Origin of the sequence: Streptomyces sp. NPDC057302, assembly GCF_042667685.1 — a bacterium.
Lineage (GTDB): Bacteria > Actinomycetota > Actinomycetes > Streptomycetales > Streptomycetaceae > Streptomyces.
In genome coordinates this window covers 79,789-93,146 of the sequence record NZ_JBHUZJ010000014.1, presented here as the reverse complement: position 1 = coordinate 93,146, position 13,358 = coordinate 79,789, and the positions used below count along the sequence as shown (strand labels likewise).

Here is a 13,358-nt window from a genome sequence, read left to right as displayed (position 1 = left end):
GGTCCCTACCCCAGCCGGATCACGTTCCATGACAGCGGCTCCAGGACGGCGCTCAAGGTGCCGTCCTGGAGTGCGGTCCCCGCGACGGCGTGCGGGGTGACGCGCTCGGGCTCCGCGAGGGTGTTGCGGGCGTCCGGATCGGCGTCGGCGAGGGCACTGTGCTCGATGACGGCACTCAACTCCACACCCTGGAGCGCGACTTCGACCGGCAGCGACTCACTCTGACTGCGGTTGACGGCGAAGACGGTGACGGTACCGTCATCGGCGCGGACGGCCGTGGCGTGCAGCAGGGGCACATCGCCGAACTTCGCCGTCTCGTGCACGGGTGAGTCCACGCGTACGTCGAGGACCTCGCCCCGGCCGTACCGCGAGGCCTGCGCGAAGGGGAAGAAGGACGTCTGGCGCCAGGCAGGACCGCCCGGCTCGGTCATGATCGGCGCGATGACGTTGACCAGCTGGGCCAGGCACGCGACGGCAACCCGGTCGGCATGCCGGAGCAGGGCGATCAGGAGCGAGCCGACGACGACCGCGTCGGTGACGGTGTAGTTGTCCTCCAGGAGGCGCGGCGCCTCGGGCCAGTCGCGCAGGCTCTCCTCGACCTCGGGGTGCGGCCGGGACTGGTACCACACGTTCCACTCGTCGAAGGAGAGGTTGATCCTCTTCTCGGACTTCAGACGGGCGCCCACGTGGTCGCAGGTGGCGACGACGCTCTCGATGAAGGACTCCATGTCGACGGCGGAGGCCAGGAACGAGTCCCGGTCGCCGTCGGTCTCTTCGTAGTAGGCGTGCAGGGAGATGTGGTCGACGAGGTCGTAGGTCTCGGCGAGGACCGTGGCCTCCCACTCGGCGAAGGTCGCCATGGACCGGCCGGAGCTGCCGCAGGCGACCAGCTCGACGTCCGGGTCGATCTGGCGCATGGCGCGGGCGGTCTCGGCGGCCAGGCGCCCGTACTCCTTCGCGGTCTTGTGGCCGGTCTGCCACGGCCCGTCCATCTCGTTGCCCAGGCACCACAGGCGGATGCCGAAGGGGCTCTTGTCGCCGTGGGCGCCGCGCAGGTCGGACAGGGCGGTTCCGGCGGGGTGGTTGGCGTACTCCTGTAGTTCCAGGGCCTCTTGGACACCGCGCGTGCCGAGGTTCACGGCCATCATCGGCTGGGCCTGCGGGCCGATCTTGCGCAGGAAGGCGATGTACTCGCTGAGCCCGAAGCGGTTGGTCTCCGTCGAGTGCCAGGCGAGGTCGAGACGGCGTGGCCGCTCGTCGAGTGGGCCGACGGAGTCCTCCCATTTGTACCCCGACACGAAGTTCCCGCCGGGGTAGCGCACGGCCGTCACGCCGAGTTCGCGGATCAGTCCGAGCACGTCGGTGCGCAGCCCCGCTTCGTCGGCCGAGGGGTGGCCCGGTTCGTGGATGCCGGTGTAGACGCAGCGCCCGAGGTGTTCGACGAAGGAGCCGAAGAGCCGGGGGTCGACGTCGCCGACGGCGAAGGCGGGGTCGAGCGTGAAGCGGGCGGTGCGAGTCATGATCCCCTCAACTTGGTTCGAGATACCGGACGTTGAACGAATTCCCGGACAGACCGTAGGACGAGCGCCGCCGCGGGTCAATGGGTTCGACGAGCCCGCGGCGGCGGTATGTCACACCCTTTCGTCGGGCATCCGCATCAGGCGCCGGATGTTGTGGTGGTAGATCCGCTCGCGTGCGGCGTCCGTGAGGTCGAGCGCGTCGATGACGCGGATCGTCTCGCGGACGTACAGAGGGCCTCCCTCGGGATCGAAGGGGCAGTCGGTGCCGAACAGGACGTGATCGGCGCCGAAGAAGTCCAGGCCGCAGCGGGTGCCGATGGCGGAACCCGACAGGGCGGTGTCGGCGTAGAAGCGGCGGAAGTAGTCCAGGGGCCGGCGCGGCAACCGCTGGCGGCGCAGCCGTTCGTAGTCGTCACCGGCCGTGCGGCTGCCGAGCTGGTCGCTCCAGCCCAGGCCGATCCTGCCTTCCAGGTAGGGGATCATCGCCCCCAGGTGATGGGTGATGATCTTGATGTCCGGGTGGCGCTCCAACAGTCCGGAGAAGACGAGCCGGGCCATGGCGACGCTGGTCTCGTAGGGCCAGCCGAGCGCCCACCAGATCTCGTACGCGGAGGTGTCCTCGGTGGCGTAGTCGGCGAAGGCCGCGCTGCGGGTCGGGTGCATCCAGACCGGCAGGTCCCGCGCCGCCATCTCGGCGAACACGGGCCCGAAGGCCGGGTCGTCCAGCGGCCTGCCGTTGACGTTGGTGAACACCTGAACGCCACGCGCACCCAACTCGTCGATGGTGAAGATGAGTTCGGCGACCGCGGCATCGGGATCGTTCATCGGCAGGGCGGCCACGAACGCCGGGAACCTGTCGGGGTGACGCACGCACAGCTCGTGCAGGGAGATGTTGGCGAGCCGGGCGAGGGCCGGGGAATCGGACGGTCCCGCGAGCCGTTCGATCGGCGGCGACGACAGGGTGAGCACCTGCTGGTAGCCGTCGCCGAACTCGTCCATCATCCGCAGCCGCGCGTCGAGATCGTGCAGCGCGGACAGTTCGAGCCACCGCTTGAGGGCGCCCGTGTCGACGGCGAGCTCGCGCATGCGCGCGAAGTACGGTGCGGGCAGGATGTGGCTGTACGCGTCCACCTTCCGGACGGTCATCGGTATCCCCTCGACGTCTGCGGAACCCAGCGGGTGACCCTGCGGTCGACGGCCTGGACCAGTGCGGTCGCTGCGAGCGCGACCGTGATCACGACCAGGAGCACGGCGAGGACACCGGCGCTGTCGAAGCGCCCGCCCGCCTCGGTGACGACGTGCCCCAGACCGACGACGGCGATGAACATCTCGCCGTTGATCATCCCGGTGACGGCGCGGCCGACGCCGAGCCGCACCCCGGCCATGATCATGGGGGCGGCGGCCGGCAGGACGACGCGCAGCAGCACCTGCCCCTCGCCCGCGCCGTAGGAGCGCGCCATCTCCACCAGGTGCGCGGGGGCGGACCGCACCGCCGATGCGGTGTTCACGATGATGACGAACATCGCGTACATGACCACCACCGCGACGATCGATGCGCGACCCGCGCCCAGCAGGGCGAAGAAGACCGGCGCGAAGACCAGCGACGGGGCCGTGAGCAGCGCGTACACATACACGCCGAGCGCGGCTTCGACCTTGCGCCAGTGGCCCATCGCCATGCCGATGCCCAGTCCCGCGACCAGCGAGATGGCGAACCCCAGGGCCAGGTTGACCAGGCTGTCGCGCAGACTGGCGTAGATCAGTCCGTCGGCCGCGAGGTCGCGCAGCCGGGCCAGGACCGTGCTCAGCGGCGGGAAGTACGAGGCGTCCGCCAGGCGCCCGGTCAGTTCCCAGGCCGCGGCGCCGACCGCGAGGCCGATCGGTGCGGCGGGCGCCCTCACCGCGCCGCCGCCTTCGCCGGGCGGTGCTCCGCGTGCATCTCGCGCAGCCGCTCCCACAGGTACGCCGTGATCTCGGTGTACCGGCCGGAGCGCTCCAGGGAGCCGACGTCACCGGAGCGCGGCCGGGGCAGGTCCACGGGCACGATGTCCGCGATCCGTCCGGGCCGGGCGCTCATCAGGGCGACGCGGTCCCCGAGGAGCACGGCCTCCGCCATGCTGTGGGTGATGAACACGACGGTGAGCCGGTGTTCCTCCCAGATCGACAGGAGTTCCTCCTGCAACAGGCGCCGGGTCTGTTCGTCCACCGCTCCGAACGGCTCGTCCATGAGCAGGACCCGGGGTTCCACCGCCAGCGCCCTGGCGATTCCCACGCGTTGCTGCATGCCCCCGGACAGCTCGCCGGGCAGCTTGCTCTCGAAGCCCGCGAGGCCCACCGTCCCGATCAGCGAGCGGGCGCGTTCCTCGCGTTCGGCCCGTCCCGCTCCGCGCATCCGCAGGCCGAAGGCCACGTTGTCCAGAACGGTCGCCCAGGGCAGCAGTGCGAAGTTCTGGAAGACCACGCTGCGGTCGGGGCCGGGGCCGCGCACGGGGGCGCCGTCGATGAGGATGTCGCCCGCGTCCCAGGGGGCAAGACCGGCGATCGCCTTGAGCAGGGTGGTCTTGCCGCAGCCGCTGGGGCCAAGGACGGTCAGGAACTCGTTCGCGCCCACCTCCAGGTCGACGCCCCGCAGCGCGTGGACGGTGGCGCCGTCCTGGCCGACGAAGCTCTTGCCGAGGCCTTGGATCGTGATCATCGAGCGCCTCCTGCCGTCTGTGTCCGTGCCCATCGGGTCACCTTGTTCTCGCCCCACCGCGCGAGGGAGATCAGGAACAGCGCCTCCGCCAGGATGATCACGACGGTTCCGTAGAGCTCCGGCGCCTTGAGCAGGCCGCGGTACTTCAGGATCAGTCCGCCAAGACCGTCGGAGACCATGAGCAGTTCGACGATGACCATGCCGGTGACCGCGCGGCCGATGCCGAGCCGTGCGCCGGTCATGATCGCGGGGAGGGCTCCTGGGAGCAGGATCCGGGTCCAGATCTGCCGTTCGCGTGCCCCGAAGGAGCGGGCCATCTCGATCAGCGAGGGATCCACCTGCCGTACGCCGGTCCGGCAGTTCACGATCACCATCACCACCGAGAAGACCGTGACCAGGAGGATCCGCGAGGTCAGGCCCACGCCCACCGACATCACGAGCAGCGGGATGATCGCCGCCATCGGCGTGACGAGGAGGATGTTGAGGTAGACGTCCGCGTACCGCTCGATGAGCCGGAACCGGCCGAGGACGATGCCCGCCGGGACGCCTACGAGGAGGGCGAGGGCGAAGCCGAGCACGAGCGCCTGGTTGCTGACGGCCAGCGCATGCCACAGCTCGGCGTCGGCGAGGAGTCCCGCCGTGGCCCGGACCGTCTGTGCGAAGCCCGGCAGGAGAAGGCCGCCCCGTTCACGGGCGTAGAGCTCCCAGCCCGCGGCGAAGACGGCGAACGTGAGAAGTTGATAGGGCCAGTTGGCGTCCAGGAGCCGCCTGCGTACCGCCACGGCCTTCACCGCCGTGACCGCGCCCGCCTGACGCGCCGTCATGACGCCTCCCTGATGAAGCTGAGATCGGCCGCGTCCCGCGTGGTCATCCCCCGTTCGATCACGCCGGCGCGGGCGAAGAAGTCGATGGTCCCCTGCACGTTGCGCCGCGTCAGGGCTGCCGCGTCGAAGAGCTTCGCGTCGCGGTAGCGCCGGGCGGTGGTGGCCACCTCCTCCTGGTCCTCCTCCGGCAGGTATTTCTTCACCAGTTCCACCAGATGCCGCGGATCGGCGTTGATCCTGCGGTGCTCCCGCACCAGGGCGGTGACGAACTCCTGGGCCACCGCACGGTGTTCGGTGAGGAACGCGCCGTTCGCGTACACGGTCTGCGGGTGCAGGTCCGGCAGGCTCTCGGCGAAGTCGACGACCTTGGTGAGCCCGGAGGCGCCGGACGACTCCAGGGCGACCGCGTCGGAGACCTCCAGCGGCGTCGCGTCGATCTCCCCCGAGGCGAGCGCCTGTGCCCGCACGTCCGAGCCGCCGATCGTCAGGTAGTCGGGGCGCTTGCCGGCGCCGCACTCGGCGGCCACCCAGTCCTTGGCGATGGCGGTCGCCACCGCGCCTTCGCTGAAGATCCCGAACGGGCGCCCGCTCAGGTCGTCACAGGACGAGACGGCGGAACTTCCGTACAACGCCCACTGGTTGCCGACCACATCGGCGATGATCTTGATGGGGGCGTCCTGTTCGATGGCGCTCAACGCCGGGCCGGTGGCCTCGGCAGAGATCGCGTAATCGCCCTTGGCGAGCCCCTCGACGGCCAGTTCAGGTTCTGCGAGCTCCACGACGTCGACCTCGTGGCCCTGGTCGCGGAGAGCGTCGACGGCCGCCAGGAGCGGCACGGTCGTGAGGTCCGGTTCGATGAGCGCCACGGTGAACGAGAGTGTCCCGTCCCCGCGGATCTGGGTGCCTTGGCCGCCGCAGGCGGTCGCGGTGACGAGGGACAGGAGCGCGACGGCAGCGAGCCGTTTCGCGCGAGTCCAGGCATGCATGTTCTCCCCCTCTGGTTCCTCCACTTGCTTGGGTCACTTGCCTCGGTCGCTTGCTTCGACCGACTGCTCGTTCTCGTACGTTCCCCAAGGTCATCGCCTAGGAAAACGTCTTCCTTTCTCGGATGGTAGCGAGCAGGTGCAGGCAACCGTCAAGGGGTCAACTCAGGCCATACAGCCGGTAGTTATGTGCTGTCATTGCGAACAGGTCGCGTCCTGTGCCATGTTGAGGCAAACGTTTCCCGCGCGGAGGTGGCCGTGAGCTCACTGGTGGATGTCGCCCGGGTGGCGGGCGTGGCCGTGGCCACCGCGTCACGGGTCCTGAGCGGGTCCGACCATCCCGTCTCGGCCAGGACACGCGCCAAGGTCATCGCGGCCGCCGAGAAGCTGGACTACTCGCCGAGCGCCCTCGCGCGGGCCATGGTCTCGCCCAACAGCCGTCTCGTGGGCGTTCTGGTGAGCGACATCGTCAACCCGTACTTCTCCGTGATCGCCCGCGGGGTGGACGACGTGGCGACCCGGGCCGGATATGTGACCATGCTGTCCAACGTCGACCGGAGCACCACGACGGAGATCAGCCGCCTCCAGGCCATGCGGGACTACCGCGCCGCGGGAGTGGTCTTCGCGGGCAGCGGTTACGTCGACGACCCCCAGCGGCCGGCCCTGCTCAAGGCCGTCCGCCAGGCGCGGGAGCAGGGCATCCGTGCCGTGTCACTCGCCGACCGCGACCTCGGCTGCCCGACGATCACCGTCGACAACCACGCCGCCGCCCATGACGTCGCGGACCACCTCCTCGCGCTCGGCCACCGCCGGATCGCGTTCGTGGAGGGGCCGCCCGGCATGACCGTCACCCGGCTGCGCAGGGAGGGATTCCTCGCCCGCATGCGCGACGCAGGCCTCGGCAGGAGCGCGTACTGCGTGCCGGGCGGCTTCGACCACGAGGCCGGTCACACCGCGGCCCTGCGGCTCATCGCACGCCGGCCGCTCCCCGATGCCGTCCTCGCGGCCAACGACGAGGTCGCGGTCGGTGCGCTCGGCGCCTTGCGTCAGGCAGGCATCGACGTACCGGGCGAGATCTCCGTCGCCGGCATCAACGACCTCAGGATCGCCCGGCACGTCGGACTGACCACGGTGAGCCTCCCGCTGTACGAGATGGGCTCCATGGCCGCCCGCCGCATCATCGAGTCCGCGCCGGACTCGGCCGCCGGCAGCGGGGCGACCACCACCCTCAGCCATCGGCTGGTACCCCGGGAGACGACCGCCCGGCGGCCGTCCGAGCGGTGAGGACCGGCGCGGCGATGACCGCAGTGCCGAGGTCCCGCTACTGCCCCGCCAGCCCCGTATGGGCCACGCCGCTGACGATCTGCCGTTGGAAGAAGACGAAGACGACGATCAGGGGCAGGCCCGCCATGAGGCCGCCCGCCATCAGCTGCGCCCACTGGATCCCGTAGGAGTTCATGACGGTCGCGATGCCGTTCGGCATGGTCATCAGGTCGGGGTTGTTGGTCACCATGTAGGGCCACAGGAAGTTGTTCCAGGACGCGATGAACGTGAAGATCCCGACGGCGGAGAGCGAGGGCCTGGAGAGTGGCAGGACGATGGTGAAGAAGACCCGCCAGCGTCCGGCGCCGTCGATGTAGGCGGCCTCCTCCAACTCGTGCGGGATCGACTGGAAGAACTTGTAGAGGATGTAGACCATCGCGGCGGGCGCGCACTGCGGCAGGATCATGCCCCAGTAGGTGTCGACCATCCCCATGGACTGGACGGTCGTGAAGAGCGGAACGCCCAGCACGGCCGGCGACACCATCAGGCCCGCCATCACGAGACCCAGCAGCGCGTTCTTGCCCCGGAACTCGGTGCGCGCGAAGCCGTACCCGGCCAGTGCGCTGACCACCACCACGATGAAGGTGACGCAGACCGAGACGATGACGGAGTTCACGAACCAGTTGGTGATGTTGCCGCTGTCGAAGAGCGCCTTCCACGCCTGGCCCGTCCACTCGTCCGGCACCCAGTGGGTGGGTACTTCGACGGCTTCGGTCTCCGACTTCAGGGACGTGAACAGGGCCCACAGGAGCGGCGTCATCCACAGGGCGGAGACGGCGACGCCTAGGGCGGTGAGCACGATCTGGCCCGGGGTCCACTTCCTCTTGCGTCCGGTCTTGCCCAGGGCGGTGGTGCTCATCGCACGCCCTCCTCACGCTTGCGAAGGAGCCACATCCGGCCGAGGGCGACGGCCGCGATGAGCACGAAGAAGATGATGGAGATCGCGGAGGCGTAGCCCACGCGGTAGGCGGTGAAGCCCTCTTCGAGGGTGTACTGGACGAAGGTCCGGGTGCTCTCCTCCGGTCCTGGACCGAAGTCCTGCATCACCACGGCCTGGTCGAAGACCTGGAGCGAGGCGAGGATCTGGAGCGTGATCACGAGGCCGGTGATGTTGCGCAGCATCGGCAGGGTGATGTGCACCATCCGCTGCCAGGCGCCCGCGCCGTCCAGCTCCGCGGCCTCGTACAGATGGCTCGGGATGTTCTGCAGGGCCGCGAGGAAGAGCAGGAAACTGAAGCCGACCGTCCACCACAGGGTGGTGATCACGACGGCGAGCATGGCGGTGGACTTCTGGGTCAGCCACGGCGTGTCGAGGCCGAAGACGTGGTTGATCATCCCGGTGCCGGGGTTGAACAGCCACTGCCACAGGTTCCCGGCGACCGTCGACGGCAGCAGGAAGGGGGCGAAGAAGCACAGCCGCCAGAGCCACTTGGCGCGCTCGATGTGGTGGGCGAGCATCGCGAGGAGGAACGCCAGGACGACGATGCAGGGCACCACGAGCAGCGTGAAGTAGGCGCTGTGGCCCAGGGAGTCCCACAGGAGCGGGCTGTCGAGGGCCTCGCGGTAGTTGTCGAGTCCGACGAAGCGTTCGCCCGTGCCGGAGATGTTGGCGTCGGTGAAGCTCAGCCACAGGCCGCGGCCGATCGGGAACAGCACGAACAGCGCGAACAGGATGAGGAAGGGGGCGACGAACCAGCCGCCGTGCTGTACGCGACGGGTCAGCCGGGCCCGCAGGGAATCGGTCTTCGCCGCAGGGGCGGTCCGTACGGCGGCCGGTGCGACGGCTGTGTCGACGGCGCTCACGAGGCGGTCCCTCCCCCGGTCGCGGACCGGCCTTCCATCGGGTTCTTCATGGCGACCAGCTCTTCGAGTACGCCCTTCATGCGGTGGGCCGTGGCGGCGGGCTCGGCGGAGCCGACGTTCGACGAGGCGATGACGGGTCCGATGCGCTGGGCGAGGAGTCCGGTGGATCCCGCGAACCAGGCGGGCGGCTCGACCGCCATGTGGTCCATCGCCGAGACGTACTCGGACTGCGGTTCGAGGGCCAGGTACTTCTTGTCGTCGAGGGTCGGCAGGTAGGCGGGGATGTGGCCGCCGCGCGCCCAGGCCGTGGCGTTCTTGACGACGTACGCGGCCAGCCGGTGCGCGCCCTCGTCGGTGGCGCCGCCGCGCCGCGACTGGTGCGGCAGGACGAAGCAGTGGGACTCGGTGTGGGTGGCGGGTGCGCCGAAGACGGGTGGCAGCGGGGTCGCGCCGTACTCGAGCTTCGCGCCGCTGAAGACGGGCACCGACCAGTTGCCCTCCCAGGTGAAGGCGGAGCCGTTCACGAAGGCCTCGGCGTCGGCGATGCCGATCGCGGTGGAGTAGCCGTCGGTCAGGTGCCGGCGCAGGAATTCCAGGACCTGGGTGGCCTTGTCGGTGTCGAGGGTGACGCCCTGGCCGTCGGCGCTGAGGCAGGTGCCGCCGAGCTGGGTGTAGAAGGTGAGGAAGAACCACCAGGAGAAGTTCGGCTCGTCGGCCTTGATGCCGATGGTGTGGACGTCCCCCTTGACGGCCTTCTTGGCGGCCTTGAGCACCTTGAACCAGTCCTCGGTCGACGTGACCTTCGCCAGGTCGCCGTCCGGGCCGAGCAGTCCCGCCTTCCCGCATACGTCGCGGCGGTAGAAGCAGAGCTGGGCGTGGATGTCGAGGGGAAGGCCGTAGAGCTTGCCGTCGACCACGGCGCGCTTCCACAGCACCGGGTCGAAGTCCGCCTCGCGCACACCGTGCCGCGCGAGCAGCCGCACGTCCCAGGGGTCGAGCAGCTGTCCGGGCGCGAAGCCGGGGATCCGGCCCAGGTGCATCACGGCGAGGTCGGGGGCGCGGTTCCCCGAGGCGGCCATGGCCAGCTTGGTGTAGTACGGGTTTCCCCACTGGAGGGTCGAGTCCTTGACGTCGACCTCGGGGTTCGCGGCACGGAAGGCGTCCAGCATGGCGATCATGTTGGCGCCGTCGCCGCCGGAGAACAGATTCCAGTAGCGGACCCGTACGTCCGCGTCCGACGCCAGCGCGGAGGCGCTGCGGTTCGCGGCGGCGAGTCCGAAGCTGCCCGCTACGGCGAGCGCTCCGATACCGCCGAGCACACCTCGTCGGCTCGGGAGGGGTGGTGGCATTGCGGCTCACTTCTGTTCGATATTTCGAATGCTGCTCGCAACTTCGAACGGGACCGTAGGGTCGAACGCCGGGCGCGTCAACGGTTCGGACAGAGCCGGCGCCGAAGTCTCAGGAATTTCCCGGTAGTTGTTCGACATCACGAACCCCGGGAACCACCTCGGCCACTTCCTGCGCAATGCGTTGACGTGCCACTTCTGGCTGCCTAAGTTTCCGTTCGACCTGCTGATCGTCGTTCGACATACCGCACACAGACTGGGGTACGCATGGCACGCAGACGCTGGAGGATCGGGCTCACCCTGGGAGCCCTGCTCGCCGGGACGCTCGCCGCGGGGCCCACCGCCACGGCCGAACCCACCGACTACACGATCGACGTCGACCCGACCCGCACCGGCGCGAAGATCGACGACTCGATGTACGGCGTCTTCTACGAGGACATCAACCGCGCGGCGGACGGCGGCCTCTACGCCGAGCTCGTCCAGAACCGCTCCTTCGAGTACTCCACCGCCGACAACGCCTCCTACAAGCCGCTCACTTCATGGGACACGTCCGGCACCGCGAAGGTGGTGGACGACGACGGACGCCTCAACGCACGTAACCGCAACTACCTGTCCCTGGGGAGCGGTTCGTCCGTCACCAACACGGGCTACAACACCGGAATCGCGGTCACCAAGGGCAAGCGCTACGACCTCTCGGTCTGGGCCCGGGGCGGCACGCGGAAGGCGCCGCTGACCCTCACCCTGCGCGACGCCTCCGGCGACCTCGCCCCCGCCCGCCGCGTCACCACGCGCGGCGGCTGGGCGAAGTACGAGGCCTCGTTCACGGCGGGGCGCACCTCCGCCACCGGCCGGCTCACGGTCGCCTCGGACACAGCCGCAGCCCCCGTCGCGCTCGACGAGATATCCCTCTTCCCCCGCGACACCTTCAAGGGCCGCGCGAACGGCCTGCGCAAGGACCTCGCCCAGAAGATCGCCGACCTGAACCCCGGCTTCCTGCGCTTCCCCGGCGGCTGCCTGGTCAACACCGGCTCCCACGAGGCGTACGAGGAGCGGTCCGGCTGGCAGCGCAAGCGCTCCTACCAGTGGAAGGACACCATCGGGCCCGTGGAGCAGCGGGCCACGAACGCCAACTTCTGGGGCTACAACCAGAGTTACGGCCTGGGCTACTACGAGTACTTCCAGTTCGCCGAGGACACCGGCGCCATGCCGCTGCCCGTGGTCCCCGCCCTGGTGACGGGCTGCGGCCAGAACAAGGCCACCGACGACCCGGCCCTGCTCAAGCGGCACATCCAGGACACCCTGGACCTGATCGAGTTCGCCAACGGCCCGGCGACGAGCGAGTGGGGCAAGAAGCGCGCGGCGATGGGCCACCCCAAGCCCTTCCGCCTCACCCATCTGGAAGTCGGCAACGAAGAGAACCTCCCCGAGGAGTTCTTCGCCCGCTTCAAGGAGTTCCGCGCGGCCATCGAGGCGAAGCACCCGGACATCACCGTCATCTCCAACTCCGGCCCCGACGACAGCGGTTCGATCTTCGACAAGGCCTGGCAACTAAGCCGCGACGCGGACGTGGCCATGGTCGACGAGCACTACTACAACAGCCCGCAGTGGTTCCTGGAGAACAACGACCGCTACGACTCCTACGACCGCCAAGGCCCGAAGGTCTTCCTCGGCGAGTACGCCTCGCAGGGCAACACGTTCTCCAACGCGCTCTCCGAAGCGGCCTTCATGACCGGCCTTGAACGCAACGCCGACGTCGTCAAGCTCGCCTCGTACGCCCCGCTGCTCGCCAACGAGGACTACGTGCAGTGGAAGCCGAACATGATCTGGTACGACAACGACCAGTCATGGGGCTCGGCCAATTACGAGACGCAGAAGCTCTTCATGCGCAACGTCGGCGACGAGGTCGTGCCCTCCACCGCCTCCGGCACCCCCGCCACGTCCGGGCCCATCACCGGCGCCGTCGGCCTGTCCACCTGGGCCACCAGCGCCGCGTACGACGACGTGAAGGTCACCGGCGAGGACGGCAGCACTCTCCTGGCCGACGATTTCTCCGGCGGGGACGGCCGGTGGAGCAAGGCGGCCGGAAAGGGCAGCTGGGCCGTCCAGGACGGCGCGTACGTCCAGTCCGACGAGGCCGCCGAGAACACCCTGGTCACGGCGGGTGACAAGAGCTGGCAGAACTACGACCTGAACGTGCAGGCCACCAAGAAATCCGGCAAGGAAGGCTTCATGGTCGCCTTCGGGGTCAAGGACTCCGGCAACCACTACTGGTGGAACCTGGGCGGCTGGAACAACAGTCAGTCGGCCGTCGAGAAGTCCGTCGACGGGGCGAAGCAGACCATGATCCAGGACACGACGACCATCGAGACGGGCCGCAGCTACGACCTGCGCGTGGAGGTCCGCGGCCGTCAGGTGACGCTCTTCCTGGACGGCAAGAAGTGGGGCTCCTTCACGGACGACAAGCCCGCCGAGCCGTTCCGCCAGGTCGTCACCCGCGACAAGGCCACCGGTGACCTCATCGTCAAGGTCGTCAACGCTCAGGGGGCTCAAGCGCGCACCGAGGTGGATCTCGGCTCGGCCACGAAGGTGGGGCGGACCGCGAAGGTGACCACGCTCGCCGCCGCCCCGGCCGCGGAGAACACGAAGGACGCGACCCCGGTGAAGCCCGTGACCTCGACGTTCAAGGGTGTGTCCGACACCTTCTCGTACACCTTCCCGGCGAACTCGATCACTTTCCTGAGGCTCAGAACGGGCTGACCGCACCGGAACACCGACTGCCATGGACTGAATGCCGAAGACATCATGCCTGGTCAGGTGGGGTGCGGGTAGGTCAGCGGGGGGTTCGGTTGGCGGGTGGGGACAGGGCA

The 13,358-nt window shown here is 69.0% G+C and carries 11 protein-coding genes; 2 read left to right on the top strand and 9 right to left on the bottom strand.

Annotated features, from left to right (window positions below):
- Positions 1 to 5 precede the first annotated feature (5 nt).
- The 6 genes from ACFUPX_RS13500 to ACFUPX_RS13475 all read right to left on the bottom strand — a co-directional run bounded on the left by ACFUPX_RS13500 (position 6) and on the right by ACFUPX_RS13475 (position 6,022).
- Positions 6 to 1,520, bottom strand: a complete 1,515-nt coding sequence (locus ACFUPX_RS13500; RefSeq protein WP_383320488.1) for an alpha-N-arabinofuranosidase — start codon at positions 1,518 to 1,520, stop codon at positions 6 to 8.
- Positions 1,521 to 1,631: 111 nt separating this feature from the next.
- Positions 1,632 to 2,666 carry an amidohydrolase family protein gene (locus ACFUPX_RS13495; RefSeq protein ID WP_383320486.1) on the bottom strand — a complete coding sequence of 345 codons (1,035 nt, stop codon included), beginning with the start codon at positions 2,664 to 2,666 and terminating at the stop codon, positions 1,632 to 1,634.
- Positions 2,663 to 3,418 (bottom strand): ABC transporter permease, encoded by a 756-nt coding sequence (locus tag ACFUPX_RS13490; RefSeq protein WP_383320484.1) that lies wholly within the window; start codon positions 3,416 to 3,418, stop codon positions 2,663 to 2,665. The genes ACFUPX_RS13495 and ACFUPX_RS13490 overlap by 4 nt, the downstream gene beginning before the upstream one ends.
- Complete coding sequence (locus ACFUPX_RS13485; protein ID WP_383320482.1) at positions 3,415 to 4,212, bottom strand: ABC transporter ATP-binding protein; 798 nt, start codon at positions 4,210 to 4,212, stop codon at positions 3,415 to 3,417. The genes ACFUPX_RS13490 and ACFUPX_RS13485 overlap by 4 nt, the downstream gene beginning before the upstream one ends.
- Positions 4,209 to 5,036 carry an ABC transporter permease gene (locus ACFUPX_RS13480; protein WP_383320480.1) on the bottom strand — a complete coding sequence of 276 codons (828 nt, stop codon included), beginning with the start codon at positions 5,034 to 5,036 and terminating at the stop codon, positions 4,209 to 4,211. Before ACFUPX_RS13480 ends, ACFUPX_RS13485 begins: the two co-directional genes overlap by 4 nt.
- Entirely contained in the window at positions 5,033 to 6,022 is a 990-nt protein-coding gene (locus tag ACFUPX_RS13475) for an ABC transporter substrate-binding protein (protein ID WP_383320478.1), read from the bottom strand. Before ACFUPX_RS13475 ends, ACFUPX_RS13480 begins: the two co-directional genes overlap by 4 nt.
- A 255-nt stretch (positions 6,023 to 6,277) precedes the next feature.
- Here ACFUPX_RS13475 and ACFUPX_RS13470 point away from each other — a divergent pair, with 255 nt between their 5' ends.
- Entirely contained in the window at positions 6,278 to 7,303 is a 1,026-nt protein-coding gene (locus ACFUPX_RS13470) for a LacI family DNA-binding transcriptional regulator (protein WP_383320476.1), read from the top strand.
- Between the two features lie 37 nt (positions 7,304 to 7,340).
- On the opposite strand, the gene ACFUPX_RS13465 is transcribed toward ACFUPX_RS13470, so the two are convergent.
- From ACFUPX_RS13465 to ACFUPX_RS13455, 3 genes are read right to left on the bottom strand one after another with little or no spacing between them, the layout of a single operon-like run.
- Entirely contained in the window at positions 7,341 to 8,201 is an 861-nt protein-coding gene (locus tag ACFUPX_RS13465) for a carbohydrate ABC transporter permease (protein ID WP_383320474.1), read from the bottom strand.
- Complete coding sequence (locus tag ACFUPX_RS13460; RefSeq protein ID WP_383320472.1) at positions 8,198 to 9,145, bottom strand: carbohydrate ABC transporter permease; 948 nt, start codon at positions 9,143 to 9,145, stop codon at positions 8,198 to 8,200. The genes ACFUPX_RS13465 and ACFUPX_RS13460 overlap by 4 nt, the downstream gene beginning before the upstream one ends.
- Positions 9,142 to 10,494 carry an extracellular solute-binding protein gene (locus ACFUPX_RS13455; protein WP_383320470.1) on the bottom strand — a complete coding sequence of 451 codons (1,353 nt, stop codon included), beginning with the start codon at positions 10,492 to 10,494 and terminating at the stop codon, positions 9,142 to 9,144. Before ACFUPX_RS13455 ends, ACFUPX_RS13460 begins: the two co-directional genes overlap by 4 nt.
- Before the next feature lie 264 nt (positions 10,495 to 10,758).
- Between ACFUPX_RS13455 and ACFUPX_RS13450 the strand changes: the two genes are divergently transcribed.
- Complete coding sequence (locus ACFUPX_RS13450; RefSeq protein ID WP_383320468.1) at positions 10,759 to 13,248, top strand: alpha-L-arabinofuranosidase C-terminal domain-containing protein; 2,490 nt, start codon at positions 10,759 to 10,761, stop codon at positions 13,246 to 13,248.
- Positions 13,249 to 13,358 lie beyond the last annotated feature (110 nt).